The sequence below is a fragment of the Lentzea sp. NPDC042327 genome (assembly GCF_040647275.1).
Taxonomy (GTDB): domain Bacteria; phylum Actinomycetota; class Actinomycetes; order Mycobacteriales; family Pseudonocardiaceae; genus Lentzea.
The window spans coordinates 17,227-41,608 of record NZ_JBEZBX010000020.1; the positions used below are offsets into that span (position 1 = coordinate 17,227).

The window sequence follows — 24,382 nt, forward strand, 5'->3', positions numbered from 1 at the left end:
ACGACCTGCGGCAATCACAATTGTCAGACCTACCTGGCAAGCTTGCTCCCCATGGACGACATCGCGTTGCGGGAACTGGCGGAGGAGCGGCTCCGGGCACTGGCGGGCCCGGAGGCGGTGCTGCGCGAGGACCAGTGGACGGCGATCCACACCCTCGTGGCGCAGCGCCGCAGGGCACTGGTCGTCCAGCGCACGGGGTGGGGCAAGTCGGCGGTGTACTTCATCGCCACGGCGTTGCTGCGGCAGCTCGGCGAGGGCCCGACGGTCATCGTCTCGCCGTTGCTCGCGTTGATGCGCAACCAGGTCGACGCGGCGGCGCGGGCCGGGGTGCACGCGGTGACGATCAACTCCGCCAACACCGACGAGTGGGACGCGGTGCAGGCGCAGGTCGCCGCCGGTGAGGTCGACGTGCTCCTGGTGAGCCCGGAACGGCTGAACAACCCGGACTTCCGCGACTCGGTGCTGCCCTCGCTGACGGCCTCGGCCGGTCTGCTCGTGGTCGACGAGGCGCACTGCATCTCCGACTGGGGCCACGACTTCCGGCCGGACTACCGCAGGCTGCGGACGCTGCTGGCGGAGCTGCCGCCGGGCGTGCCGGTGCTGGCGACGACGGCGACGGCCAACGACCGGGTGGTCCACGACGTCACCGAGCAGCTGGGGCTCGGTGCCGAGGAGGGCACGCTGGTGCTGCGCGGGCCGCTGGACCGCGACAGCCTGCGGCTGGGCGTGGCGCAGCTGCCGACCGCCGAGGCGCGCCTGGGCTGGCTCGCCGAGCGGCTGGAGCGGCTGCCTGGCTCGGGGATCATCTACACCCTCACGGTCGCGGCGGCGGACGACATCGCCGCGTTCCTGTCCGACCGGGGCTTCGCGGTGGCCGCGTACTCGGGCAAGACCGAGCCGGCCGAACGGCAGCGGGCCGAGGAGGACCTGCTCGCCAACAGGGTCAAGGCCCTCGTCGCCACCTCCGCGCTGGGCATGGGGTTCGACAAGCCGGACCTGGGGTTCGTCGTGCACGTCGGCGCGCCCTCCTCCCCCATCGCCTACTACCAGCAGATCGGCCGGGCGGGCCGCGGTGTCGAACGCGCCGAGGTGATCCTGTTGCCTGGCCACGAGGACCGGGACATCTGGGCGTACTTCGCGTCCCTCGCGTTCCCGGCCGAGGTGGTCGTGCGGCAGGTGCTGTCCGCGTTGTCCGGGGCGGGCAGGGCGCTGTCGACGGCCGCGCTGGAGCCGGTGGTCGAGCTGTCGCGCGGGCGGCTCGAGGTCGTGCTCAAGGTGCTGGACGTGGACGGCGCCGTCCGCAGGGTGCGCGGTGGCTGGGAGGCGACCGGGCGGCCGTGGGAGTACGACGGCGAGCGGTACGCGCGGATCGCCGAGGCCCGCCGCGCCGAGCAGCAGGTGATGATCGAGTACCAGCGGACGTCGGCGTGCCGGATGCGGTTCCTGCAGGACCAGCTCGACGACCCGACCGCGCACGACTGCGGCCGCTGCGACAACTGCACGGGCGAGCGGTTGTCGGTGGACGTGTCCGAGACCGCGGCCGGCGCTGCCCGCGAACGGCTGCTGCGGCCGGGCGTTGACGTGGCGCCGCGCAAGATGTGGCCGACCGGCATGAAGGCGATCGGCGTCGACCTGTCCGGCAAGATCCCCGCGTCCGAGGTGGCGGCCACGGGACGGGCGCTGGGCCGGCTCACCGACATCGGCTGGGGCAACCGGCTGCGCGACCTGCTCGCCGACGGCGCCGACCGGGAGATCCCCGACGACGTGTTCGCGGCCTGCGTGAAGGTGCTGTCGGCGTGGGGCTGGGACGAGCGCCCGGTCGGCGTGGTGGTGGTCGGCTCCCGCAACCGCCCGTCCCTGGTGGGCAGCTTCGGTCAGCGCATCTCGTCGATCGGCCGGCTGCCGTTGCTGGGCACGGTCTGGCTCGGCGAGTCGACGCACCGGGCCAACAGCGCCCAGCGGCTGGCCGGCCTGGTGCGGTCCGGCGAGGTCCCCGACCTGTCCGGTGTGGACGGTCCGGTGCTGCTGGTGGACGACCACGTCGACACCGGCTGGACGATGACCGTGGCCGCCCGGCTGCTCAGGAGGGAGGGGGTGCCCGCGGTGCTGCCGTTCGCGCTGGCGGTGACGAACTGACGGCGGGTCCAGGACCGGCTAGCGGGCGGCCAGCCGCCGGAGCTGTCCGATCTCGGCCACGTTCTTCATCAGCTCGGCGTTGACCCAGGCGAGGGTGTGCGCGACGGACATCGTCCCGTCCGGCCACGGGAAGCCGGTGGTCGCCTCCAGGTCGGCGGTCGCCAGCACGTCCAGCCACTGCGCGCGCAATCCGCGCAACCACTCCACGGCCAGCTCTGGCCCCGGCCACACCACCTCTCGCGGCTCGTTCCCGCGCACGTGGTCGACCGCAGCCGTCCACCACCAGCCGATGTGCCACGTCAGCCAGGCCGCCGTGGCCACGCCGGTGGGTTCCTGCTCGGGCGTGGGCCAGTCGCGGTCCCACCCCGTGCCGTTGTGGCGCATGGTGAACACGGCAGGGGTCTGCGGTTCCCAGAGGAGGTCCGCGGGGTCCAGCAGCTCCAGGTGGTGCTCGAACAGCGACCAGGTCAGCTCGAACTGCCAGCGCAGCAGGTCGCGTTGGGAGACAGCCATGTCGTCAACCTAGAGGAGGTCGTCGTGCGCGTTGCCGCTGCCCAGGCCCGCTGTCCGTGGCTGGACCGCGAGGCGGGCGTGCGCAAGGTGGTCGACTTCGTGGGGCGGGCCGCGGCGGAGGGTGTGGAGCTCGTCGTGTTCCCGGAGACCTTCTTGCCGGGCTACCCGATCTGGCTCAGCGAGGCCGGTGGTGTGGAGTTCGCCGACGACCGGCAGGAGGCGGCCTGCGCGGCGTACCGGGAGCTCGCGGTCGAGCTGAGCGGACCCGAGGTGCGGGTGGTCGTCGAGTCCGTCCGGGACCACGGGGTGTTCACCTACCTCGGGATCGCCGAGCGCGGGCCGGGGCGCGGCACCGTGTACTGCACGCTGCTGGCCATCGACCCGGTGACCGGTGTGTGCGGAGTGCACCGCAAGCTGGTGCCCACGCCGGAGGAACGGGCGGTGTGGAGCAACGGGGACGGGCACGGCCTGCAGGTGCACGAGGTCGGCGGTGTGCGCGTCGGCGGCCTGTGCTGCTGGGAGAACTGGATGCCGTTGGCGCGGCACAGTCCCTACGCGCAGGCACCGGACCTGCACGTGTCGGTGTGGCCGGGCTCCACCAGGCTGACCGGCGACATCACCCGGTTCGTCGCGCTGGAGGGCGGGGTGTACTCGCTCGCGGCCGGAGCGGTGGTCGACTACGCGGACGTGCCAGCCGGTTTCCCGCTGCGGGACGAGGTCCTGGCGGCCCGGCACCGCTCGCCCTACGACGGCGGGTCGGCGATCGCGGGGCCGGACGGCCGGTGGCTGGTGGCACCCGTGCGGGGCGAGGAGCGGCTCGTGATCGCCGACATCGACCCCGCGGTGGTGCGCGGTGCGCGGCGGGAGCTCGACCCGGACGGGCTCAGGGCGAGACCGGACGTGTTCGGGGTGAGCGTGGACCGAAGACGGGGCTTTCCCGGCTGACGGACCGGAGCGGGCGCGAGCACTTCATGCTCACCGGGCGGCTGTTCGCCGCGCACCTCGGGGTGTCGTTCCCGCACGCCCTGTGGGACTCGATGAACAGCATCGCGGTGGTGTTCACGTTGGTGCTCACCGACCAGCCGTGGCGGGTCGACCGCCGCGGTAGGCCACCTGCCGAAGGGTCCTCTGTGGCAGTGTCCTCGGCATGACTGCGGGTGTCGTGCGGTTCCGGCGGGCCGAGCTCCTCCTCGCGGCACACCGGCGGTTCGGGCCGGTCGTGCGGCTGGGCCCGTACACCTGCCTGCTCGGGCCGGAGGCGAACCGGTTCGTGTTCGCGAACTCCGGGCTGTTCGGGGTGGAGCGGGCGTTCCAGTCGCTGGTGCCGGTCGACGGGCCGACGTCGTTGATCGTCAGCGACGGCGAGGACCACGGGCGGCGGCGCCGGCTCGTGCAGCCGGCGTTGGCGCACCGGCGGATCGCCGGGTACGCACCGGTGATGGCGGCCAACGCCGAGGCGGCGCTCGACGCGTGGCGGCCCGGTGCGGTGGTCGACGTCTACCAGGAGTTCCGGCGGGCGATCCGGCGCAGCACGATCGAGGCGTTGTTCGGGGCGGAGCTCGCCGGGGACGCGGACTTCTTCGGGGCGCACCTGCAGGTGCTGATCAACCTGATCGACCGCAACCCGGCCGTGGTGACGGTGCTGCGCCGGCTGAACGCCCCTGCCTGGCGCAACGCGATGCGGGCGCGGCGGGCCGTCGACGCGCGGGTGTACCGGGCGATCGAGGAGGCGCGGGAGAAGGGGACGGCCGAGGACGACCACGTGCTCGCGGCGCTCGTGCACGGCGGGGGTGACGACGGGCTGAGCGACCTGGAGGTGCGCGACCAGGTGGTGACGCTGATCGCCGCCGGGTACGAGACGACGAGTGCCGCGATGGCGTGGTCGGTGTTCAACCTGTTGCGGCACAACGGGATCTGGGAGCGCGCGGCGGAGGACGACGAGTTCCTCGGCAACGTCGTGAACGAGACGCTGCGGCTCTACCCGCCCGCGGTGGTGTCGGCGCGGACCGCGACGCGGGACTTCGAGTTCGCCGGGAAGCGGATCGAGCAGGGCACCTTCCTGCTGTACAGCCCGTACGTCACGCACCGGTTGCCCGAGGTGTGGCCGGATCCGCTGCGGTTCGATCCGGACCGCTGGGAGCACAAGCCCGCGCCGCACGAGTTCCTGCCGTTCGGCGGCGGGCCGCACCGGTGCATCGGTGCCGGTCTCGCGGTGACGGAGCTGACCGTGATGCTGAAGGCTTTGCTGCAGCGGCCGAAACCGGTGTTGCTCGCCCAGCGGGTCACACCGGTGAGCCTGGCGGCGATGCGACCGAAGCAGGGCATCAAAGTCCGAGTGGCAGGGTGACCGCCGAGGCGAGACCGGCGACGCCGCGCACGTGGTTCCACAACGTCCACCGGCGCAGGTACTCGGGCCAGTAGGCGTCGTCGGTCCGTTCGAGACGGTTGTTCATCGGCACGTTGACGACCATCGTCAGCACGAACACGCCGACGAGGTAAAGCAGGCCGCCGACATGGCGCCCCTGGACGACCTCGATCCCGCACACCACCGCGGTACCGAGGAAGACGAGCAGGAACACCGGGTTCTGGATGCGGGCGTTCAGGCGCCGCATGGCCGCGCGGCCGTGTTCGGGCGGAAGGTCCGCGAGACCGGGCATCACCGAGGTGGAGAACGCGAAGAAGACGCCGGCCATCAGACCGGTTGCGGCGCTTGCGATGAGCGTGGTGGTGTCCATGATGCCAACCCTGTCCCGATCAGCGTGGACTCTCAATGACAGTTCATCGCGCAGCTTTGCTCGATCGTCCAGAATGTCGGGCATGACGGACGCGCTGGCCGAAGCCCTGCACCTGCTGCGCATGTCCGGCACCTTCTACTGCCGGAACGAGCTGACCGAGCCGTGGGGCCTCACGATGCCCGACATGGCGGACTGCCTGTGGTTCCACGTGCTCACGAGCGGTCGCTGCCAGGTCGAGGCCGACGGCGGGACCACCGTCCTCGCCCCCGGTGACGTCCTGCTGGTGCCCGGCGGCCAGGGCCACCGCCTGTTCAGCACCGCGGACGCCGCGTCGCCGGTGGTGACGACCTTGCCGCACGAGTTCGAGACCGACAACTACGCGATCCTGCGCCATGGCGGCGGTGGCGGCGTGACGCACCTGGTGTGCGGCACGGTGCGGTTCGACCACCCGGCCGCCCAGCACCTGGTCGAGGTGCTGCCGCAGGTCCTGCACGTCCGCCAGGCCGACGACATGCGCGCGATCATCGACCTGATGGCCGCCGAGGCTCGGACGCTGCGCCCCGGCGGGGAGGCGGTCATCACCCGCCTCGCCGACGTGCTGGTGATCCAGACCATCCGCTCCTGGCTCGCGAACGACCCGGCGGCGCGCACCGGGTGGCTGGGCGCGTTGCAGGACCGGCAGATCGGCCGGGCGCTCACGCTGATCCACCGCGACCCCGCGCACCCGTGGACCGTCGACCGCCTCGCCCAGCGGACCGCGATGTCCCGTTCGGCGTTCGCGGCCCGCTTCACCGGCCTGGTCGGCGAGCCGGCGATGCGGTACGTGACGCGGTGGCGCATGCACGTGGCGATGAACCGCTTGCAGGACCGCGACTCCACGGTCAGCGAGATCGCACGCGACCTGGGCTACGAGTCGGAGGCGGCGTTCAGCCGGGCGTTCAAACGCGTCGTCGGCGTCTCGCCCGGTCAGGCCCGTGCGGGCTGAAGCAGGTCCCAGCGGTTGCCGTAGAGGTCTTCGAACACGGCGACCTTGCCGTAGACCTCGTCGCGTGGCGTCTCCAGGAAGCGCACGCCGAACGCGGTCATGCGGGCGTGGTCGCGGTCGAAGTCGTCGGTGGTGAGGAAGAACCCGACCCGGCCACCGGTCTGGTCACCGACGCGTGCGGCCTGTTCCTCCGATGTGGCCTCCGCCAACAACAACGACGCACCGTCGCCCGCCGACACCACCACCCAGCGCTTGTCGCCCTGTGGCGTGTCCTCGACCAGCGTGAACCCGAGACCGTCCACGTAGAAGCGGATCGCCTCGTCGTAGTCGCGGACCACCAACGTCACCAAACCAATGGATCGCACGCCGACGAGTATCGCCCTCCCCGCCTGATGAGACGCACCCACAGGGGATTGCGCTGTGTGACAGGGTGATCGCATGGCGGTTACTTCGGAAACGCATCGACTGCCCGTGCGCAAGCTGGTCGCGGCCTCGGCCGGCAACGCGGTCGAGTGGTACGACTGGGGCATCTACACCGCGTTCAGCATCTACTTCGCCACGCAGATCTTCCCGAAGGGCAACGAGGCCGCTGCCCTGCTGAGCACGTTCGCGACGTTCGCGCTGGCCTTCTTCTTCCGCCCGCTCGGCGGGTACCTGCTCGGCCGGTTCGCGGACGTCCGCGGGCGGCGGACCGCGATGCTGCTGACGATCGTGCTCATGTCGGGCGGGTCGGTGGTGATCGGGTTGCTGCCGACGTTCGAGCAGGTCGGGTGGCTGTCCCCGGCGCTGCTGGTGCTGGCGCGGATCGCCCAGGGCATGGCGCTGGGCGGCGAGGTCTCCAACGCGTCGGCGTACCTAGGTGAGATCGCCAAGCCGAGCCACCGCGGGCGGTACTCGTCGTTCTTCTACATCTCGACCGGTGCCGCGGTGCTGGTGGCGTCGCTGCTCGGGTTCTTCCTCAGCCGCAGCCTCGACGCGGCGGCGATGGCGTCCTACGGGTGGCGGGTGCCGTTCCTGGTCGGCGGCGTGCTCGGGCTGATCGGGCTGTGGCTGCGGCGGGCGCTGCCGGAGACCGAGCAGTTCGAGGAGAACCGTGCGAAGGCGGAGAAGCTGAAGAACCCGTTGCTGACCACGCTGCGGGAGCACCCCAAAGCGGTCGGGCAGCTGGTGGGCTTCACGCTGTTGTCGACGCTGTGCTTCTACACGTTCTTCTCGGCGCTGACGCCGTTCGCGGTGAAGACCCGCGGTGCGGACGACGTCGACGTGTTCCTGGCGTTGTCGATCGCCACCGGTGTGTTCATCGTCCTGCAGTACCCGATGGGCTGGCTGGCGGACCGGGTGGGGCGCAAGCCGCAGATCCTGGTGTGGTCGGCGGTGACGGCGGTGCTGATCGTACCGCTGTCCGCGCTGGTGCAGCCGGGGCTGGGGAACCTGCTCGTGGTGTTCTGCGTGGGCCTGGGGCTCTACACGACGATCACGTCGATCGCACCGGCGTTGATGAGCGAGCTGTTCCCGACGGAGCTGCGCGGGCTCGGGATCGGCGCCTGGTACAACCTCACGGTCGCGCTGTTCGGTGGCACGGCGCCGCTGGTGATCCAGGCGCTGCCGGGCACCACGTTCTTCTGGTACGTGGCGGTGGCGGCGGTGATCACGTTCCTGGCGATCCTCACCCTTCCGGAGACAAGGGGTGTTCGGTTGAGCTGAGGCAGAACTCGTTGCCCTCGGGGTCGGCGAGCACGAACCACACGCCGTCCCGGCTGATCACCGCGGCGCCGAGGGCGACGAGCCGGGCCACCTCGGCCTCGACGTCGTCGCACCACAGGTCGACGTGCACGCGGTTCTTGCCGGTCTTGGGTTCCGGGACGCGGTTGAAGAAGAACCGGGGCGACCCGTCCAGCAACACCGACGGGTCGTCCTCGGGGTCGGTGATCCCCTTGCCGCGCAACCGTTCCAGCTCTTCATCGGTGTACGGCGCGAGCTCGTGGTCGTCCAGCACCGCCGCCCAGAACCTGGCGAGCGAGGCGGGGTGGGCGCAGTCGATGACGACGTCGTGCATCCGGGCCATGCGACCGAGGCTAGCGGTGCAGCGGCACCAGGTCGTCGGCGTGCACGACCTCGCGGCGTTGTTCCGCGGGCAGGTCGTGGGACTTGCGGCCGATCACCGACGGCAGCTCCGCCGAGTCGTAGCCCACGACACCGCGGGCCACCACGTCACCGGCGAGGCTGACCAGCTCGACGACGTCACCCGCCTCGAAGTCGCCGTCCACACCGGTGATGCCCGCGGCCAGCAGCGACCGGCGCCGGCCCACGACAGCGGCGACAGCGCCGTCGTCGAGGTGCAGGCGGCCGTTGGCGTCGGTGGCGTACCCGAGCCAGAAGCGGCGGGCGGTGAGCCGTGAACCCGTTGCGGCGAAAGCGGTGCCGACGTCGGCGGAGGTCAGCGCGCGGTGGGCCTCGGTGGCGCCGGTCAGCAGCACCGGGATGCCTGCGGAGGACGCCAGCCGTGCCGCGGCGAGCTTGGAGGCCATGCCACCGGTGCCCAGGCCGGACGCGCCGACGCTCCCGGCCCGCACACCGTCCACGTCCGCGGCGGACGCGACCTCGGAGATGCGCACCGCACCGGGCTGCCGCGGGTCACCGGAGTACAGCGCGTCCACATCGGACAGCAGGAACAACGCGTCCGCGCCGACGAGGTGCGCCACCAGCGCGGCGAGGCGGTCGTTGTCGCCGAAGCGGATCTCCTCGGTGGCAACGGTGTCGTTCTCGTTCACGACCGGCACCGCACCGAGGGCGAGCAGGCGGTCGAACGTGCGCTGGGCGTTGCGGTAGTGGGCACGGCGCACCACGTCGTCCGCCGTCAGCAGCACCTGGCCGACGGTCAGCGCGTACCGGCCGAACGAGTTCGCGTACGCGTGCGCGAGCGTGAGCTGGCCGACGCTCGCCGCGGCCTGCTGGGTGGCGAGGTCGCGCGGGCGGCGGGAGATCTTCAACGGCGCCAGGCCAGCGGCGATCGCGCCGGAGGACACGAGCACGACCTGGCTGCCCGCCGCACACCGCGCGGCGAGGGCGTCGACCAGCGCGTCGAGACGCGCCGGGTCGAGCCCCCCTTCCGCTGTGGTCAGGGAGGAAGACCCGACCTTGACCACGATGCGGTTCGCCGAGGCGACCGCGGTGCGAGCTGGTGAGACCACGGGGGCCGTCACGGGTTCACTCCTCGTCGAAGTCGTCACCGTCGTCACCGGCGCCGGGCGCGCGGCGGGCCTTCTTCAGGGCCTTGCGCTCGTGGGCGCCGATGCGGTCGTTGCGCTCAAGACGGGCGTCCGTGCCACGTCCGGTCATCGTCATCGCGATGCCGGCCGGGGTGGTCGGCTCCCAGTCGAAGACCAGGTCGCCGATGGTGACCTGGCAGCCGGGAACGGCGCCCATCTTCACGAGCTTGTCCTCGACGCCCAGCCTGTTGAGGCGGTCCGCGAGGTAACCGACGGCTTCGTCGTTGGAGAAGTCGGTCTGGCGGATCCAGCGCTCGGGGCGTTCGCCCTTCACGATGAAGCCACCCTCGACCGAGGGGTCCTCGGTCACGGTGAAGCCCTGGTCGTCCACGGCGGTCGGCCGCAGCACGATTCGGGTCGACTCCTTCTTCGGCTGGGCCGCGCGGTACTCGCGCACGACCTCGGCCAGCTTGAACGTCAGCTCGCGCAGACCCTGGCGGGACACGGTCGACACCTCGAAGACCGGCAGGCCGCGGGCCTCGATCTCCGGGCGGACGATGTCGGCGAGGTCCTGCGCGTCCGGGATGTCGACCTTGTTGAGGATCACCACGCGCGGGCGGTCCTCGAAGTTGCCGCCCAGCGACGGCGTGTACTCCGAGAGCTCCTTCTCCAGCGCGTCGATGTCCGCGATCGGGTCGCGGCCCGGTTCGTACGTGGCGCAGTCGACGACGTGCGCGAGAACGGCGGTGCGCTCGATGTGGCGCAGGAAGTCCAGGCCGAGGCCCTTGCCCTGCGAGGCGCCGGGGATCAGGCCGGGGACGTCGGCCATCGTGAAGACGGTGTCGCCCGCGGTGATCACGCCGAGGTTCGGCACCAGCGTGGTGAACGGGTAGTCGGCGATCTTCGGCTTCGCGGCGGAGAGCACCGAGATCAGCGACGACTTGCCGGCCGACGGGAAGCCGAGCAGACCGACGTCCGCGACGGACTTGAGCTCCAGCACCAGGTCGCGGGTCTCACCGGGCTCGCCGAGCAGCGCGAAGCCGGGGGCCTTGCGCGCCTTGGACGCGAGCGACGCGTTGCCCAGGCCGCCCCGGCCACCGGCGGCGGCGATCAGCTGGGTGCCCTCGCCGACGAGGTCCGCGACGACCTCGCCGTCCTCGGTCAGCACGACCGTGCCGTCCGGGACGCGCAGGACCAGGTCCTCGCCGTTCGCGCCGTCGCGGTTCGCACCCGCGCCCGCCTTGCCGTTGGTGGCGGAGGCGTGCGGGCGGAAGTGGAAGTCCAGCAGGGTGTGCACCTGCGAGTCGACGACGAGGATGACGTTGCCGCCACTGCCCCCGTTGCCGCCGTCCGGGCCGCCGAGGGGCTTGAACTTCTCGCGGTGCACGGAAGCACAGCCGTTGCCCCCGTTGCCGGCGGCAGCGTGGATCACCACCCGGTCAACAAAACGAGCCACGGAACTACTTCCTCTCAAAGTTCTGGAACAAGCGACGAGGGGCGGTGCCGGATGACCGGTCCCGCCCCTCGCCGAGGTCTAGCTACGTTGCGGAAACGATCCTCAGACCGCGACCGGAACGATGTTGACGGTCTTGCGACCGCGCTTCGTGCCGAACTCCACCGCACCCGGCAGCAGGGCGAACAGCGTGTCGTCCTTGCCGATGCCCACACCGACGCCGGGGTGGAACTTGGTGCCGCGCTGGCGGATCAGGATCTCGCCGGCCTTGACGACCTGACCGCCGAACCGCTTCACACCCAGGTACTGGGGGTTGGAGTCACGGCCGTTGCGGGAACTGGATGCACCCTTTTTGTGTGCCATGAGAAGTCAGGTCCTCACTTACCGGTGATGCCGGTGACCTCGACGCGGGTCAACTTCTGACGGTGACCCTGCCGCTTGTGGTACCCGGTCTTGTTCTTGAACTTGTGGATGCGGATCTTCGGGCCCTTGGTGTGCTCGACGACCTTGCCGGTCACCGAGAACTTCTCCAGGGCCGCCGCGTCAGCGGTGACGTCAGTGCCGTCGACCACGAGCAGCGTCTGGAGGGAGATTTCGGTGCCCGGCTCGCCCTCGAGCTTCTCGACCTCGACGATGTCGCCGACAGCGACCTTGTACTGCTTGCCGCCGGTCTTGACGATCGCGTACATCAGGACGGAAGTCTCCTGCTACTCGATGGTGACGGGCCATGCGCCAAACCGTCTGCGAGAAACCAGCAGAGGAGGCACACGACAGGACCCGTCGGATGGCGGGCCGCAGACAAGGTTACGGGAGTGGGTGCGCCCGGAGCAAACTGGGGTCCCCTGAACCTGTTTCCGCAGGCTGTGCGGTCCCTCACAGGTGCGGTCGCGCACCCCTGACAACGCAGAACCGGGGCCGCGTGAGCGACCCCGGTTCGACGGTTGCTGACCTCAGTCCTCCTGGACCGGCGGGCCCGCGGGCCGCGACACGGCACGGCGCCTGCGGGTGGTGGTGACCACCGGAGCGGGCAGCTGGACCTCGGGCTGCTTCGGGACCTCGGCGACCACCACGGGGGGCGCCTCGACGGCCGGCGGGGCACCGGCGGCGCGCTTGGCCGCACGACGCCGCGGACGGGCCGCGGGAGGCTGCACGGCGACCGGCGCGACGGGCTCGGGTGCCGAGACCGGCTGCGGGGCCGCGACGGCCTCCTGCTCGGGCTCGGCCACCGGCTTGGCCAGCTGGGAGCCGATGCGGCCGGTCACGACCGGCTTCACGGGTTCCGGGGCGACCGGCTCGACGAGCTCCGCCGCGGTCTCCTCGACCACCTCGGGCTCGACGGCCGCCTCAGGCTCGACGGCCGGGGCCGACTCGACGACCGGGGCAGGCTCGGCGACCGCTTCGGGCTCGACGACCGGGTCGATCTCGACCGGCTCGGGGTCCTCGGCGACCTCGTGCGGCACGTCGCCGTTGAGCGCCTGCTCCTCGACGACGACCGCGTCGACAACGGCCTGCGGCTCCTTGTCGCGGCCACGACGACGGCGGCGGCGACGGCCGTGGCCCTCGTGCTCCTGGTCGGCCGCGACGGCGTCCTCGGAGGTGTCCTCGGGCTCGGCCGGCTCCACGACCTGCGGCTCGACCGGCGCTTCGGGGGCCTCGACGGCCGCCTCCACCACCTCGGTGGTCTCCGCGGCCTGGTCGCCGCCCTTGTTGCGGCGCGACTTGCGGCCACCGCCCTGCGACTGCTGCTGCTGGCCACCGTTGCCGCCGCCACCGCCGTGCGAGTGCACCGGCTCGGTCGACACGACGACGCCACGGCCGCGGCAGTGCTCACACGTCTGGCTGAACGCCTCCAGCAGGCCGGTGCCGACCCGCTTGCGGGTCATCTGCACCAGGCCCAGCGAGGTGACCTCGGCGACCTGGTGGCGGGTGCGGTCGCGGCCGAGGCACTCGGTCAGGCGGCGCAGCACCAGGTCGCGGTTCGACTCCAGGACCATGTCGATGAAGTCGATGACGATGATGCCGCCGATGTCGCGCAACCGGAGCTGGCGGACGATCTCCTCCGCCGACTCCAGGTTGTTGCGGGTGACGGTCTCCTCGAGGTTGCCGCCCGACCCGGTGAACTTGCCGGTGTTGACGTCGATGACCGTCATCGCCTCGGTGCGGTCGATGATCAGGTAGCCGCCCGAGGGCAGCCAGACCTTGCGGTCCAGCGCCTTCATCAGCTGCTCGTCGATGCGGTACTCGACGAACGCGTCGTTGTTGCCGACGTGCTTCTTCAGGCGGTCCTGCAGGTCCGGCGCCACGTGGCGGACGTAGCCGTCGATGACGTCCCACGCCTCGTCGCCCTGGACGACGAGCTGCGCGAAGTCCTCGGTGAACAGGTCGCGGACGACCTTCACCAGCAGGTCCGGCTCCTCGTAGAGCAGCGTCGGCGCCTTGGTGGAGGTGCTGGCGGACTTCTCCTTGATGACCTTCCACTGCGCCTGCAGGCGGGTGACGTCGCGCGCCAGCTCCTCCTCGGAGATGCCCTCCGACGCGGTGCGGATGATCACGCCGGCGTCCTCGGGGACGACCCGCTTGAGGATGTCCTTGAGGCGCTTGCGCTCGTTGTCGGGCAGCTTGCGGCTGATGCCCGTGGCACCGCCGCCCGGCACGTACACCAGGAAGCGGCCGGGCAGGCTGATCTGGGTGGTCAGGCGGGCGCCCTTGTGGCCGACCGGGTCCTTCGTGACCTGGACGAGCACCGAGTCGCCGCTGGAGAGCGCCTGCTCGATCTTGCGGGACTTGCCCTCGAGACCGGCGGCGTCCCAGTCGACCTCACCGGCGTAGAGCACGGCGTTGCGGCCGCGGCCGATGTCGATGAACGCGGCCTCCATGCTCGGCAGCACGTTCTGCACACGGCCGAGGTACACGTTGCCGACGATCGAGCCGGAGCCCGACGACGTGACGAAGTGCTCGACCAGCACGCCGTCTTCCAGCACGCCGATCTGGGTGCGGTCGCCGTGCTCGCGGACGACCATCGTGCGGGCCACGGCCTCGCGGCGGGCCAGGAACTCGGCCTCGGTCAGCACCGGGGCGCGGCGGCGGCCGGCCTCGCGGCCGTCGCGGCGGCGCTGGCGCTTGGCCTCCAGGCGCGTCGAGCCGCGGATGCTGCGGACCTCGCTGCGCGCGGCCTCGCTCTGGGCGGCGTCGTCGGCCTTCTCGTCGCGCACCTCGCGCACGTGCACGACCGTGTTCGGCGGGTCGTCCTCGGACGACACGTCCTCGTCCGCGCCGGTCTTGCGGCGGCGGCGACGGCGGCGACGGCGGGTCGAGCCCTCGTCACCCTCGTCCTCGGCGGTGTCGTCGGCGTCGGCACCCTCCGCGGGCGCCTCGGCGTCCTCGGACTGGGTGTCGTCGCCGTCCTCACCGCCGTTCTCGGCATCCGCGCCCTTGCCGCGGCCACGGCCACGACGACCGCGGCGGCGCCGGCGACGGCCCTCGCCCTCGTCGTCACCGTCGACGTCGATGTCGCCGTCGGTGTCCGCGTCGACGTCGGCGGCCTCGGCGGCGTCGAGCTCGTCGGCGGCGAGCTCGCCCACCGACTTCTCGTCCTCGACCGGCTCCTGCTCGACGACGAACGGCGAGGCGGACGCCTTGGGCCGCTCGATCGGCGTCGGCGGCAGGAAGACCGCGCTCGGCGCGGCGAAGACCGGCGCGAGCGCCGGGGCCTCGAACGCGGGGACCGCCGGGGCCTCGTAGTCCTCGGTGATCTCACCGGTGACGACGTCGTCCCAGTCCAGCAGGGTCTCTGCGACCTTCAGCGCGACGTCGCGGCTCACGCTCGACTGCGCACTGCGCGCGACCTCACCGAGGTCGGCCAGCGCCGTCATCACGTCCTTGCTGCTGACGTCCAGCAGTTTGGCCAAGGCGTGCACCCGCAACTTGTCGGGCAGATCGGCCAGCTCAGGGCGTGCGGAAACCACACCCTGCCCGCCGGTCGCACCGGCGGGCTTTTCCGTGTTCGACATGCAGCTCCTCCACCCCCGGGCGCGTCCCGTGAGGACGCGGCCGCGCAGGGGCCTCTCTTGTCTCTCTCCACCGCATGCTCGCGGCGGGAATCCTTGCCTCGCGCGCAGCGGCGTGACGCCTCAGCGGGCGCACGCTTGCGCAGGTCCCACGACGACGCCGCCTCCAGCGCCGCTCCTCCTGTTTGCGTCGCTGACCGGCGTTCCGGCGCTCGTCAGGACTCTCTGTCCTGCTGGAGCGGGTCCGCCAGCCTGCCTTCGTCGTCGAGCCGTCCCTGCGCCATCCGGATTGCTCTCGCAGGAACCGGTGGCACGAGATCGGCGACGACACGAAGCGCATTCAGCACGTCGTCGGGTCGGACGGTAGGCGTTACCTGCCGAACGACCGTCATGAGTATCCCACACGGTGGTGACATTGCGGCGTCATCGTGTCCGGCGTCGCTCGAACGTGGCCCGACCTGTGCCGACACGACCGCAGGCCGGACGTCGACCGTCTTCACGCCGTTCTTCGTGAGCCGCTCGACCTCCACCCGTTCGGCGGAGAGCAGGAGCTCGACCGCTTTCGCGAGCTCAGCGGGGTCGACGCCGTCGAGCTCGATCCGCCATTCGCTCGCGTCGATCCGCTCGGTGAGGTTGCCCCCGCGGGCCTGCACGACCTCGACCACGTCGATGCCGGGTGGCAGCGCCGCGTCGAGGGCGAGCTTCAGCGCCGCCGGGTCGACCTGCTCGACCACGGACACCTCGACGTACTCCGCCTCGCTGGCGACGCCGGTCGGCGCCGCGCCGACCCACGACACCTTCGGGTGAGGGCTGAAGCCCTGCGAGTACGCCATGGGTACGCCGGCCCTGCGCAGTGCTCGTTCGAACGTACGAGCGATGTCGCGGTGCGACGTGAAGCGCAGCCTCCCCCGCTTGGTGTAGCGGAGGCGCAGTTTCTGCACGGCTGCTGCCGACGGGTTGTTGGGCTGGTGGCGGCTCAGTGGTGCTCCCCACGGGTGGGCCTGACGGGTGAGCGGTCCCATCGGCGCAGGCTGTTCGTCCAGTAGGACGGTACCGTGAACTTGATTCAGGACGTTCAGCTTGTCTAGATCGTTGCGCGTGGTTACGGTCCGGCTGACCGGACGCCCCGCCAACCTGGAGGTCCCTGGTGCCTCTGCTCCACCGCGCACGGGCGGCTGCGGTGACCACCGCGCTGCTCGCCGCAGGACTGGTGGCGTCCACGCCCGCCGGCGCCGAGCCGGTGCTCACCAGCTGCACCCAGCCGGGTCCGCTGCTGCGCTACCTCGTGGTGTTCCCGCAGCTCACGGCCCCTGCTACGGCGCAGTCGGAGATCGCTGGGGCGTGTGGCACCACCACCGTGTACTACCCGGAGATCGCGGTCGCCGTGGCCACGTCACCGGACCCGTCGTTCCTCCGGCTGATCGGCCCGCAGCGCGCCTACAGCGCCCAGGCCGAGGGTGCCTCCAAGCGCACGGTGAAGCGCAAGAAGGACGACACCGAGCTGCTGCAGCCCGCCGGCGCCCGGTCGAGCGAGCAGTGGGACATGGATCTCATCAACGCCCCGGCGGCGCACTCGATCACGACCGGTTCGCGGTCCGTGGTGGTCGGGGTGCTCGACTCGGGCGTCGCCCGGCACCCCGACCTGGCCGCGGCGCTGGCACCGGAACTGTCCGCGGGCTGCCTGACCGGCAAGCCCGACCCCTCCCCCGCGGCTTGGGCACCGACCACGTCGGCACACGGCACGCACGTCGCCGGCACGATCGCGGCGGCCAACGACGGCCGCGGCATCACGGGCGTGGCGCCTGGCGTGCGCATCGCGTCCGTGAAGGTCGTCGACGACGACGGGTTCATCTACCCCGAGTACGCGGTGTGCGGCTTCATGTGGGCCGCCGCGCAGGGCATGACCATCACGAACAACAGCTACTTCATCGACCCGTACCTGTTCACGTGCCAGAACGCGCCGGGTCAGCGGGTCGTCTACGAGGCCGTGCGGCGTGCCGTGGACCACGCGACCTCGCGCAACGTGCTGACCGTCGCCGCCGCGGGCAACAACGCCGCCGACCTGTCGCGGCCGGGCCGTGACTCGGTGTCGCCGACGAACGGCGAGGCGCAGACCCGGCCCGTGGACCCGTCGTGCGTGGTGCTGCCGGTGCAGCTGAAGAACGTCGTCGGCGTGTCGGCGGTGGACGCGACCAAGACCAAGTCCTCGTACAGCTCGTACGGCCTGGGGGCGATCGACGTGACGGCGCCCGGTGGCGACTCGCGGTCCCCCGGCGGGTGCGTGCTGTCGACGGTGCCGTCCGGCTACGACTACTCGTGCGGCACGTCGATGGCGGCGCCGCACGCGGCCGGGGTGGCGGCGCTGATCGCCTCGGCCCACCCGGAGGCCGACGCGCTGCAGCTGGGCCGGATGCTGAACGTGCAGGCCACGACGCTGGCGTGCCCGGCGGACTACGACCTGTACGGGACCGGGGTGCAGGACGCGTTCTGCACCGGGTACTCGGAGTACAACTCGTTCTACGGACACGGTCTGGTGGACGCGCTGGCCGCCGTCACGAGGTGACGTCGCAGGCCACGGACGGTCCCGTTTCCGCACTGAACGACGCCCCCGCTACTTCGAGCAGCAGGGGCGTCGTTCAGGACACGGGGTGGTTCACTTCGAGGTGAGCGCCGGGTTCTTCACCGGCGAACCGACGCCGACCGGGGAGATCGGCAGCAGTTTGCGGCCCGTCGGGCCGACCTCGATGTCGGTGCCCATCGCGGGGCACACGCCGCAGTCGAAGCACGGGGTCCAGCGGCAGTCGTCCTGCTCGCGCTCGTCGAGCGCGTCCTGCCAGTCGGCCCAGAGCCACTCCTTGTCGAGGCCCGAGTCGAGGTGGTCCCAGGGCAGGACCTCCAGCTCCTCGCGCTCGCGGGTGGTGAACCAGGCGAGGTCGACGCCGAGCGGCTCCAGCTCGCGCGCGGCCATCGTGGTCCAGCGCTCGTAGGAGAAGTGCTCGCTCCAGCCGTCGAACCGGCCGCCGTCGCGCCACACCGCCTCGATGACCTTGCCGATGCGGCGGTCACCGCGGCTGAGCAGGCCTTCGATGAGGCTGGGCTTGCCGTCGTGGTAGCGCATGCCGATGTTGCGGCCGAGGCTGCGGTCGGCGTTGACGGCCTCGCGGAGCTTGCGCAGCCGGTCGTCCACGACGTCCGGGTCGCACTGCGGGGCCCACTGGAACGGCGTGTGCGGCTTGGGCACGAACCCGCCGATCGAGATGGTGCAGCGGACGTCGTTGCGGCCACTGGCCTGGCGGCCGGCGCGGATGACGTTCTTGGCCATCTCGGCGATCTGCAGGACGTCCTCGTCCTCCTCGGTGGGCAGCCCGCACATGAAGTACAGCTTCACCTGCCGCCAGCCGTTGGAGAACGCCGCCGACACCGTTCTGATGAGGTCCTCTTCGGACACCATCTTGTTGATGACGCGCCGCATCCGCTCGCTGCCGCCCTCGGGCGCGAAGGTGAGGCCCGAGCGCCGTCCGTTGCGGGACAGCTCGTTCGCGAGGTCGATGTTGAACGCGTCGACGCGGGTGCTCGGCAGGCTCAGGCCCGTGTTGGTGCCCTCGTAGCGGTCGGCGAGGCCCTTGGTGATCTCGGCGATCTCGCTGTGGTCCGCACTGGACAGCGACAGCAGGCCGACCTCCTCGAAACCGGTCGCCTCCAGGCCCTTCTGGACCATGGCGCCGATGCCCTCGATGGACCGCTCGCGCACCGGGCGGGTGATCATGCCGGCCTGGCAGAAGCGGCAGCCGCGGGTGCAGCCGCGGAAGATCTCGACGCTCATCCGCTCGTGGACGCTCTCGGCGAGCGGCACCAGCGGCTGCTTCGGGTACGGCCACGCGTCGAGGTCCATCGTGGTCCGCTTGAAGACGCGGTACGGCACCCGGTCGCGGTTGGGCACCACGCGCTGGATGCGGCCGTCCGGCAGGTACTCCACGTCGTAGAACCGCGGGATGTAGACGCCGCCGGTCTCGGCCAGGCGGGTCAGCACCTCGTCGCGGCCACCGGGGCGGCCCTCGGCCTTCCAGTTCTTGACGATCTCGGTGATCTCGAGGACGGCTTCCTCACCGTCGCCCAGCACCGCCGCGTCGACGAAGTCCGCGATCGGTTCCGGGTTGAACGCCGCGTGCCCACCGGCGACCACGATCGGGTCGTCCTCGGTGCGGTCGGCGGCGTGCAGCGGGACGCCCGCGAGGTCCAGCGCCGTGAGCATGTTCGTGTAGCCCAGCTCCGTGGCGAAGCTGATGCCCATCAGGTCGAACGCCTTCAGCGGCCGGTGCCCGTCGACCGTGAACTGCGGCACCCCGTGCTCGCGCATCAGCGCTTCGAGGTCCGGCCACACGGCGTACGTGCGCTCGGCGAGCACGTCCGGGAGCTCGTTGAGGATCTCGTAAAGGATCATGACGCCCTGGTTGGGCAGCCCGACCTCGTACGCGTCCGGGTACATCAACGCCCAGCGCACGGACGCCTCGTCCCAGTCCTTGACGGTCGCGTTGAGCTCCCCGCCGACGTACTGCACCGGCTTGGAGATCCGCGGCAGCAGGGGCTCCAACCTGGGGAAAACAGACTCGGCACTCACGCGACCAGAGTAACCGCCCCCACGTTGACGGCCGAATCGCGTGCCGCACCGCTCAGTCCAGCAGCAGTTTGCCGAGCCGCCGCGCCGCCACCACCGTGCCCACAGCGGCCATCACCGCGAAGTACGCGAGGTGGCCGAGCATCCCCCAGCCCACGACGCCCAGCGTGAGGCCGCGCATCAGCTCGATCGCGTGGTAGAGCGGGGTCCACGAGACCACGACCCGCACCCAGCCGGGGTAGACCGACAGCGGGTAGAACGTGGTCGAGAACAGGAACAGCGGCAGCACGGCCAGCTGCACCAGGTCGAAGTCCTGCCACGAGCGCATGAACGTCGTCGCCGCCATGCCCACCGCCGCGAACGCGAACGCGACCAGCAACGCCACCGGCAGCGCGAGCAACGCCCACGGCGACGCGATCAGACCCATGCCGAGCATCACGGCGAGGAACCCGGCCGAGTACAGGCCGCCGCGCAGCAACGCCCAGGCGATCTCGCCGATCGCGATGTCCATCGGCCCCATCGGCGTGGCCAGCATCGCGTCGTAGAGCTTCAGGTACTTGAACTTGAAGAACACGTTGAACGTTGCGTCGTACACGGCCCCGTTCATCGCGCTGGCCGCCAGCAGCGCCGGCGCCACGAACGCCGCGTAGCCGACCGGCTGCCCGTCCGGCCCGGTGACGGCCGTGACCATCTGGCCGAACCCGAGCCCGAGCGACCACAGGAACAGCATCGGCTCGAAGGCGCCGCCGACCAGCACGAACCACGCGCGCCGGTTGACGACGGCGGCCCGTTCGACGAGCACGCTCGCCTTCCCGCCGTAGAGCCCCGGCGGTACCACCCGCCACAGCAGCCCCACGCTGGCGGGCACGGCCCGTCGCCGGTCGAGGGTCCCGGTCATCTCACACCGCCAGCCTGCGTCGGAAGTACCTGACGCCGAGCGCGAGCCCGGCCGCCGCCAGCACCGCGAGGTACGCGACGTGCCCGAGCGCGGGCAGCACCCCGAGCGTGCCGAACGCCGCTCCCCTGGCCAGCTCGATGCCGTGCCACGCGGGCGTCAGCCACACCACCGGCAGCAGCCACTCCGGCAGTTGGGCGACAGGGAAGAACGCGCCGGTGAACAGGGTCATCGGCATCAGCACGAACCGGAAGACCGTCGTGAAGCTGTCCGGTTTGTCCAGCCGCGCGCTGTAGGCGATGAGCGGCGCGCTGAACGCGAGCCCCGCCAGCGCCCCGAACGGGACCGCCCACAGGATTCCCGGTCCGGCCGCCGCTCCCAGCGCCGCGGCGATGACTACGAACACCGCGGACCGCGCCACGAGCTGGGTGCCGATCCACATGACCTGCCCGTACAGCACCTGAGCGGGCGTGATCGGGGTGGCCACCATGCCGATGTACGTCTTCTGCCACAGGAACGCCGACATGATCGCGTACGTCGACTCGAACGTGGCGCCCTGCAACGCCGTGACGACGACCAGCGCGGGCGCGAGGTACTGCAGGTACGGCACGCCGCCGAGCAGCTCGGTCGACCGCACCTGCGACCCGAACCCGAACCCGAGAGCCAGCAGGAACAGCACGGGCGTGAGGAAGCTCGACACGACCGTGGCCCGCCAGTTGCGCCGGTACCACGTCCAGTGCTTCTCGAACCCGTACCAGGAGGCCCGCAACGTCCGCATCAGTCCACCAACGTCCGGCCGGTGAGCCGGAGGAACACGTCCTCCAGCGAACTGCGCCGCACCAGGCTGGACACCGGCTGCACCCCGTTGTCGTGCACGGCTTGCAGCGCCCGCTCACCGTCCTGCGCGTACAGCAGCAACCGGTCCGGCAGCACCTCGACCCGCTCCGCGAACCGCCCGAGGTCCGGTTTCTCCGCACCGGGCCGGAACCGCAGCTCCAGCACCTCCCGCGTGGAGTAGCGGCCGATCAGCTCCGCGGGCGACCCCTCGGCCGCGATCCGCCCGCCGTCCATGACCACGAGCCGGTCGCACAGCTGCTCGGCCTCGTCCATGTAGTGCGTGGTGATGATGAGCGTGACGCCTTCTTGCTTGAGCCGGAACAGCCTGTCCCACAACAGGTGCCGCGCCTGCGGGTCGAGCCCCGTGGTCGGTTCGTCGAGCAGCAGCAGCTCCGGGTCGTTGACCAACGACCGCGCGATCGTGAGCCTGCGCTTCATCCCACCCGACAACGGCTCCACCTCGTGGTCCGCGCGGTCGGCGAGCTGGGCGAACTCCAGCAGCTCGGTGGCCTTCTCCCGGCACCGCTGCCGCGACATCCCGAAGTACCTGCCGTAGACCTGCAGGTTCTGCCGGACCGTGAGCTCCGTGTCGAGGTTGTCGAGCTGCGGCACCACCCCGAGCCGCGCGCGGATCCTCGGCCCGTCCACGTCCGGGTCCAGGCCGAGCACCTTCAGGTCCCCACCGGTCCGCCCCGACACGCAGGAGATCATCCGCATGGTCGACGACTTGCCCGCCCCGTTCGGCCCCAGGAACCCGAACGCCTCCCCCTTGCGCACCTCGACGTCGATGCCGCGCACGGCCTCGAACGCCCCGAAGTGCTTGGTGAGCGCCTTGGCCTCGACGAGGTTCTCCACCCGCCCGACGTTAGCCAAGGGGTCTGACAATTCTCGACGCATTTACGATCGCCCCATGCCGGAGATCGAACTGCGGTGGCCGCACGAGGCAAACCCCCGGCTGCGCGCCGAGATCCACACCGTCGTGCACGACGTGGTCGCTGCCGGCGGCGCCGTCGGCTACCACTCGTCGCCGGGTCCGGACCGGCTCTCGGCGTGGCTGGACGGCGTTCTGGAACAGGTCCGCGACGGCGACGCCGCGTTCGTGACCGCCGTGGTCGACGGCGTGGTGCGCGCCGTCGGGTTGTGGCGGCGCGGGGGCACCGCCGTGTTCCAGCACCGCTGCGAGGTTCAACAGGTCATGGCCCACCCAGCCGCGCGTGGGCTCGGGCTGGGGCGGCTGGTGGTGCAGGGCTTGGTGGACAGCGCGCGGGCGGCCGGGTTCGAGATCGCCATGCTCGGCGTGCGCGGCAACAACCACGGGGCGATCGAGCTGTACGAGCAGCTCGGGTTCCGCGAATGCGGGCGGATGCCCAACGCGATCGCCGTCGGGGCGGACCGCTGGGACGACGTGTGGATGTACCTGCCGCTCGGTCATCCCGAGGGGACGCGGTTGAACGGCTCTTCGCCGGGTGGGCTGGGGTCAAGCCCTCGGCGGGGAGCTGGGTTTTGATCGAGCCGAAGGCGAGGCGTTTCGAGCTCTTCCTCGGGCTTTGGCGGTGGTGGCTTCCCCGTCGAGCGCTCCGATGGTCCTGCCGGGCCTGAGAGGGGATGTCGAGCGCAAGGACACGCTCCCGCAGGCGTCCCCTCAGAAACAGGACCCCCTGATCAACCCGACTGTACTCAGCGGGTCTGACAACCAGGGGGTCCGACGAACTCAGACGGCTCAGACGCTCAAGCGCCCAAGCTCAACGCGCTCAGCTCACCGCTTCACGCAGAATCCCTGCAACCTCAGAGGTTCGGGAACCAGATCTTGATCTCGCGCTCCGCCGACTCCGCCGAGTCCGAGCCGTGCACGAGGTTGTACTGCACCTCGGTGCCGAAGTCGCCGCGGATCGTGCCGGGCGTGGCCTTCTCGACGGGGTCGGTGCCGCCGGCGAGCTGGCGGAACGCCGGGATGGCGCGGACGCCCTCGACGACGAGCGCGACCAGCGGGCCGCCGGTGATGAAGTCGACGAGGTCGTTGTAGAACGGCTTGCCGTCGTGCTCCGCGTAGTGCTGCTCGGCGGTAGCACGGTCAGCCGTGCGGAGCTCCAGCGCGGCGAGCTTGAGGCCCTTGCGCTCGATGCGGGCGATCACCTCGCCGACCAGACCACGCTCGACGCCATCGGGCTTGACCAGAACCAGGGTGCGCTCGGACACGACGGTGTGACTCCTCGAAAACAGGTACGGGATGTCCGCACAGGGTAGCCGCGCCCGCGCGGTGCACGTCGGGAGGGCTGTGACCGGCGATACGCCATAGTTCTGCGGGTGGATGCAAAGCACACCGGGTCCGCGGTGACCGGCGCCGCCGTTCTGTTCGTCCTGCTCAGGCTGCTGGCCGTGTCGCACTATGATTGGCACACGGCGTTCGCGCTGCTGCACACGCTGGAACTGGATGACGCGCCCGGGCTGTTCCTCGGCACGTTCATGGCGGACAACCGGATCAGCACGGTGTTGCTGATGGTGGTCACGCCGGCGACCTTCTTCTTCTACCTCCGCACGCGCAAGGACCCCGAGCGGGCGAACACGACGGCGTTGCTCACGTTGATCGTGCTCGTGGCGCTGATGGTGTCGCACACGCTCACGTACCACCGGTGGTGGATGCCGCTCGGCGCGGTCGCGCTGGGGGTGGTGTTCGTGCTGGTCATCAGGAACGCGCGGTGGTTGCTGCACTGGTTCGCGTGGCTCCTGGCCGGGACGGCGCTCGCGGTGGCGGCGGTCGTCAGCACGCCGTGGGTGCCGAAGGAGCGGATCAACGACTCCGAGGACGTCTACGTGTTCGAGACGAGCCCCGGCTACCTCAAGGTGCTCAAGGCGCAGGACCGCGAGTTCGCGATCCTGCGCTCCGAGGACGTCACCAAGCGGGTGGAGCTGGCGGACCACTGACGCCGGGCCGCGTCAGCTCTGGTGGACCAGCCGGTCGGGGGCCGCACCGGTGCTGAGCACGCTCGCGCCAGCTTG

Annotated in this window: 24 protein-coding genes; 9 read left to right on the forward strand and 15 right to left on the reverse strand. The window is 71.0% G+C overall.

Annotated features, from left to right (window positions below; translation table 11 throughout):
• The first annotated feature begins 51 nt into the window (after positions 1–51).
• A complete protein-coding gene (locus AB0A63_RS35520) occupies positions 52–2,136 on the forward strand; it encodes a RecQ family ATP-dependent DNA helicase (protein ID WP_360399331.1) in 2,085 nt (694 codons plus the stop codon).
• Between the two features lie 18 nt (positions 2,137–2,154).
• Here the strand turns inward: AB0A63_RS35520 and AB0A63_RS35525 are convergent, their stop codons facing one another.
• A complete protein-coding gene (locus tag AB0A63_RS35525) occupies positions 2,155–2,649 on the reverse strand; it encodes a DinB family protein (RefSeq protein WP_360399335.1) in 495 nt (164 codons plus the stop codon).
• Between the two features lie 24 nt (positions 2,650–2,673).
• On the opposite strand from AB0A63_RS35525, the gene AB0A63_RS35530 reads away from it, so the two are divergent.
• The 3 genes from AB0A63_RS35530 to AB0A63_RS35540 are packed head-to-tail and all read left to right on the forward strand — an operon-like array spanning position 2,674 to position 4,996.
• Complete coding sequence (locus AB0A63_RS35530; RefSeq protein ID WP_360399338.1) at positions 2,674–3,594, forward strand: nitrilase-related carbon-nitrogen hydrolase; 921 nt, start codon at positions 2,674–2,676, stop codon at positions 3,592–3,594.
• Between the two features lie 26 nt (positions 3,595–3,620).
• Positions 3,621–3,800: a hypothetical protein gene (locus AB0A63_RS35535; protein WP_360399341.1), complete on the forward strand. Its 180-nt coding sequence runs from the start codon at positions 3,621–3,623 to the stop codon at positions 3,798–3,800.
• Positions 3,797–4,996 (forward strand): cytochrome P450, encoded by a 1,200-nt coding sequence (locus AB0A63_RS35540; RefSeq protein ID WP_360399344.1) that lies wholly within the window; start codon positions 3,797–3,799, stop codon positions 4,994–4,996. Before AB0A63_RS35535 ends, AB0A63_RS35540 begins: the two co-directional genes overlap by 4 nt.
• On the opposite strand, the gene AB0A63_RS35545 is transcribed toward AB0A63_RS35540, so the two are convergent.
• A complete protein-coding gene (locus tag AB0A63_RS35545) occupies positions 4,974–5,468 on the reverse strand; it encodes an anthrone oxygenase family protein (RefSeq protein WP_360399347.1) in 495 nt (164 codons plus the stop codon). The two genes, AB0A63_RS35540 and AB0A63_RS35545, sit on opposite strands and share 23 nt — an antisense overlap.
• On the opposite strand from AB0A63_RS35545, the gene AB0A63_RS35550 reads away from it, so the two are divergent.
• The gene (locus tag AB0A63_RS35550; RefSeq protein WP_360399350.1) at positions 5,467–6,369 is read left to right on the forward strand and encodes an AraC family transcriptional regulator; all 903 of its coding nucleotides are present in this window, start codon (positions 5,467–5,469) and stop codon (positions 6,367–6,369) included. The genes AB0A63_RS35545 and AB0A63_RS35550 overlap by 2 nt on opposite strands.
• On the opposite strand, the gene AB0A63_RS35555 is transcribed toward AB0A63_RS35550, so the two are convergent.
• The gene (locus tag AB0A63_RS35555; protein ID WP_360399353.1) at positions 6,351–6,734 is read right to left on the reverse strand and encodes a VOC family protein; all 384 of its coding nucleotides are present in this window, start codon (positions 6,732–6,734) and stop codon (positions 6,351–6,353) included. The genes AB0A63_RS35550 and AB0A63_RS35555 overlap by 19 nt on opposite strands.
• A gap of 73 nt (positions 6,735–6,807) precedes the next feature.
• Between AB0A63_RS35555 and AB0A63_RS35560 the strand changes: the two genes are divergently transcribed.
• The gene (locus AB0A63_RS35560; protein WP_360399356.1) at positions 6,808–8,073 is read left to right on the forward strand and encodes an MFS transporter; all 1,266 of its coding nucleotides are present in this window, start codon (positions 6,808–6,810) and stop codon (positions 8,071–8,073) included.
• Here the strand turns inward: AB0A63_RS35560 and AB0A63_RS35565 are convergent.
• The 7 genes from AB0A63_RS35565 to AB0A63_RS35595 form a co-directional block, all read right to left on the reverse strand.
• Positions 8,036–8,434 carry a VOC family protein gene (locus AB0A63_RS35565; RefSeq protein WP_360399359.1) on the reverse strand — a complete coding sequence of 133 codons (399 nt, stop codon included), beginning with the start codon at positions 8,432–8,434 and terminating at the stop codon, positions 8,036–8,038. The genes AB0A63_RS35560 and AB0A63_RS35565 overlap by 38 nt on opposite strands.
• Before the next feature lie 10 nt (positions 8,435–8,444).
• Positions 8,445–9,572 carry a glutamate 5-kinase gene (proB, locus tag AB0A63_RS35570; protein WP_360399362.1) on the reverse strand — a complete coding sequence of 376 codons (1,128 nt, stop codon included), beginning with the start codon at positions 9,570–9,572 and terminating at the stop codon, positions 8,445–8,447.
• Between the two features lie 4 nt (positions 9,573–9,576).
• A complete protein-coding gene (gene obgE / locus AB0A63_RS35575; protein ID WP_360399365.1) occupies positions 9,577–11,034 on the reverse strand; it encodes a GTPase ObgE in 1,458 nt (485 codons plus the stop codon).
• A gap of 102 nt (positions 11,035–11,136) precedes the next feature.
• On the reverse strand, positions 11,137–11,394 hold the full coding sequence (gene rpmA / locus AB0A63_RS35580) for a 50S ribosomal protein L27 (protein ID WP_053735607.1): 258 nt from the start codon (positions 11,392–11,394) through the stop codon (positions 11,137–11,139).
• Positions 11,395–11,408: 14 nt separating this feature from the next.
• Entirely contained in the window at positions 11,409–11,720 is a 312-nt protein-coding gene (rplU, locus tag AB0A63_RS35585) for a 50S ribosomal protein L21 (protein ID WP_030468121.1), read from the reverse strand.
• 261 nt (positions 11,721–11,981) lie between these two features.
• Positions 11,982–15,041 (reverse strand): translation initiation factor IF-2 N-terminal domain-containing protein, encoded by a 3,060-nt coding sequence (locus AB0A63_RS35590; protein ID WP_360399370.1) that lies wholly within the window; start codon positions 15,039–15,041, stop codon positions 11,982–11,984.
• Positions 15,042–15,253: 212 nt separating this feature from the next.
• Positions 15,254–15,979, reverse strand: a complete 726-nt coding sequence (locus AB0A63_RS35595; protein ID WP_360399586.1) for a TIGR03936 family radical SAM-associated protein — start codon at positions 15,977–15,979, stop codon at positions 15,254–15,256.
• Positions 15,980–16,185: 206 nt separating this feature from the next.
• On the opposite strand from AB0A63_RS35595, the gene AB0A63_RS35600 reads away from it, so the two are divergent.
• Positions 16,186–17,601: a S8 family serine peptidase gene (locus tag AB0A63_RS35600; RefSeq protein ID WP_360399373.1), complete on the forward strand. Its 1,416-nt coding sequence runs from the start codon at positions 16,186–16,188 to the stop codon at positions 17,599–17,601.
• A gap of 90 nt (positions 17,602–17,691) precedes the next feature.
• On the opposite strand, the gene AB0A63_RS35605 is transcribed toward AB0A63_RS35600, so the two are convergent.
• Genes AB0A63_RS35605 through AB0A63_RS35620 form a run of 4 tightly spaced genes read right to left on the reverse strand, consistent with a single transcriptional unit; the run spans position 17,692 to position 22,240 of the window.
• The gene (locus AB0A63_RS35605) at positions 17,692–19,656 is read right to left on the reverse strand and encodes a TIGR03960 family B12-binding radical SAM protein (protein ID WP_360399376.1); all 1,965 of its coding nucleotides are present in this window, start codon (positions 19,654–19,656) and stop codon (positions 17,692–17,694) included.
• 52 nt (positions 19,657–19,708) lie between these two features.
• A complete protein-coding gene (locus AB0A63_RS35610) occupies positions 19,709–20,551 on the reverse strand; it encodes an ABC transporter permease (protein ID WP_360399379.1) in 843 nt (280 codons plus the stop codon).
• Between the two features lies 1 nt (position 20,552).
• On the reverse strand, positions 20,553–21,326 hold the full coding sequence (locus tag AB0A63_RS35615) for an ABC transporter permease (RefSeq protein WP_360399382.1): 774 nt from the start codon (positions 21,324–21,326) through the stop codon (positions 20,553–20,555).
• Positions 21,326–22,240, reverse strand: coding sequence for an ABC transporter ATP-binding protein (locus tag AB0A63_RS35620; RefSeq protein WP_360399385.1), 915 nt, complete (start codon positions 22,238–22,240; stop codon positions 21,326–21,328). The genes AB0A63_RS35615 and AB0A63_RS35620 overlap by 1 nt, the downstream gene beginning before the upstream one ends.
• Before the next feature lie 55 nt (positions 22,241–22,295).
• Between AB0A63_RS35620 and AB0A63_RS35625 the strand changes: the two genes are divergently transcribed.
• Positions 22,296–22,892 carry a GNAT family N-acetyltransferase gene (locus AB0A63_RS35625; RefSeq protein WP_360399388.1) on the forward strand — a complete coding sequence of 199 codons (597 nt, stop codon included), beginning with the start codon at positions 22,296–22,298 and terminating at the stop codon, positions 22,890–22,892.
• A gap of 278 nt (positions 22,893–23,170) precedes the next feature.
• Here AB0A63_RS35625 and ndk read toward each other — a convergent pair whose 3' ends face one another.
• The gene (gene ndk / locus AB0A63_RS35630; RefSeq protein ID WP_053735616.1) at positions 23,171–23,581 is read right to left on the reverse strand and encodes a nucleoside-diphosphate kinase; all 411 of its coding nucleotides are present in this window, start codon (positions 23,579–23,581) and stop codon (positions 23,171–23,173) included.
• Positions 23,582–23,689: 108 nt separating this feature from the next.
• Here ndk and AB0A63_RS35635 point away from each other — a divergent pair, with 108 nt between their 5' ends.
• Entirely contained in the window at positions 23,690–24,307 is a 618-nt protein-coding gene (locus AB0A63_RS35635) for a hypothetical protein (RefSeq protein WP_360399391.1), read from the forward strand.
• Positions 24,308–24,382: the final 75 nt, after the last annotated feature.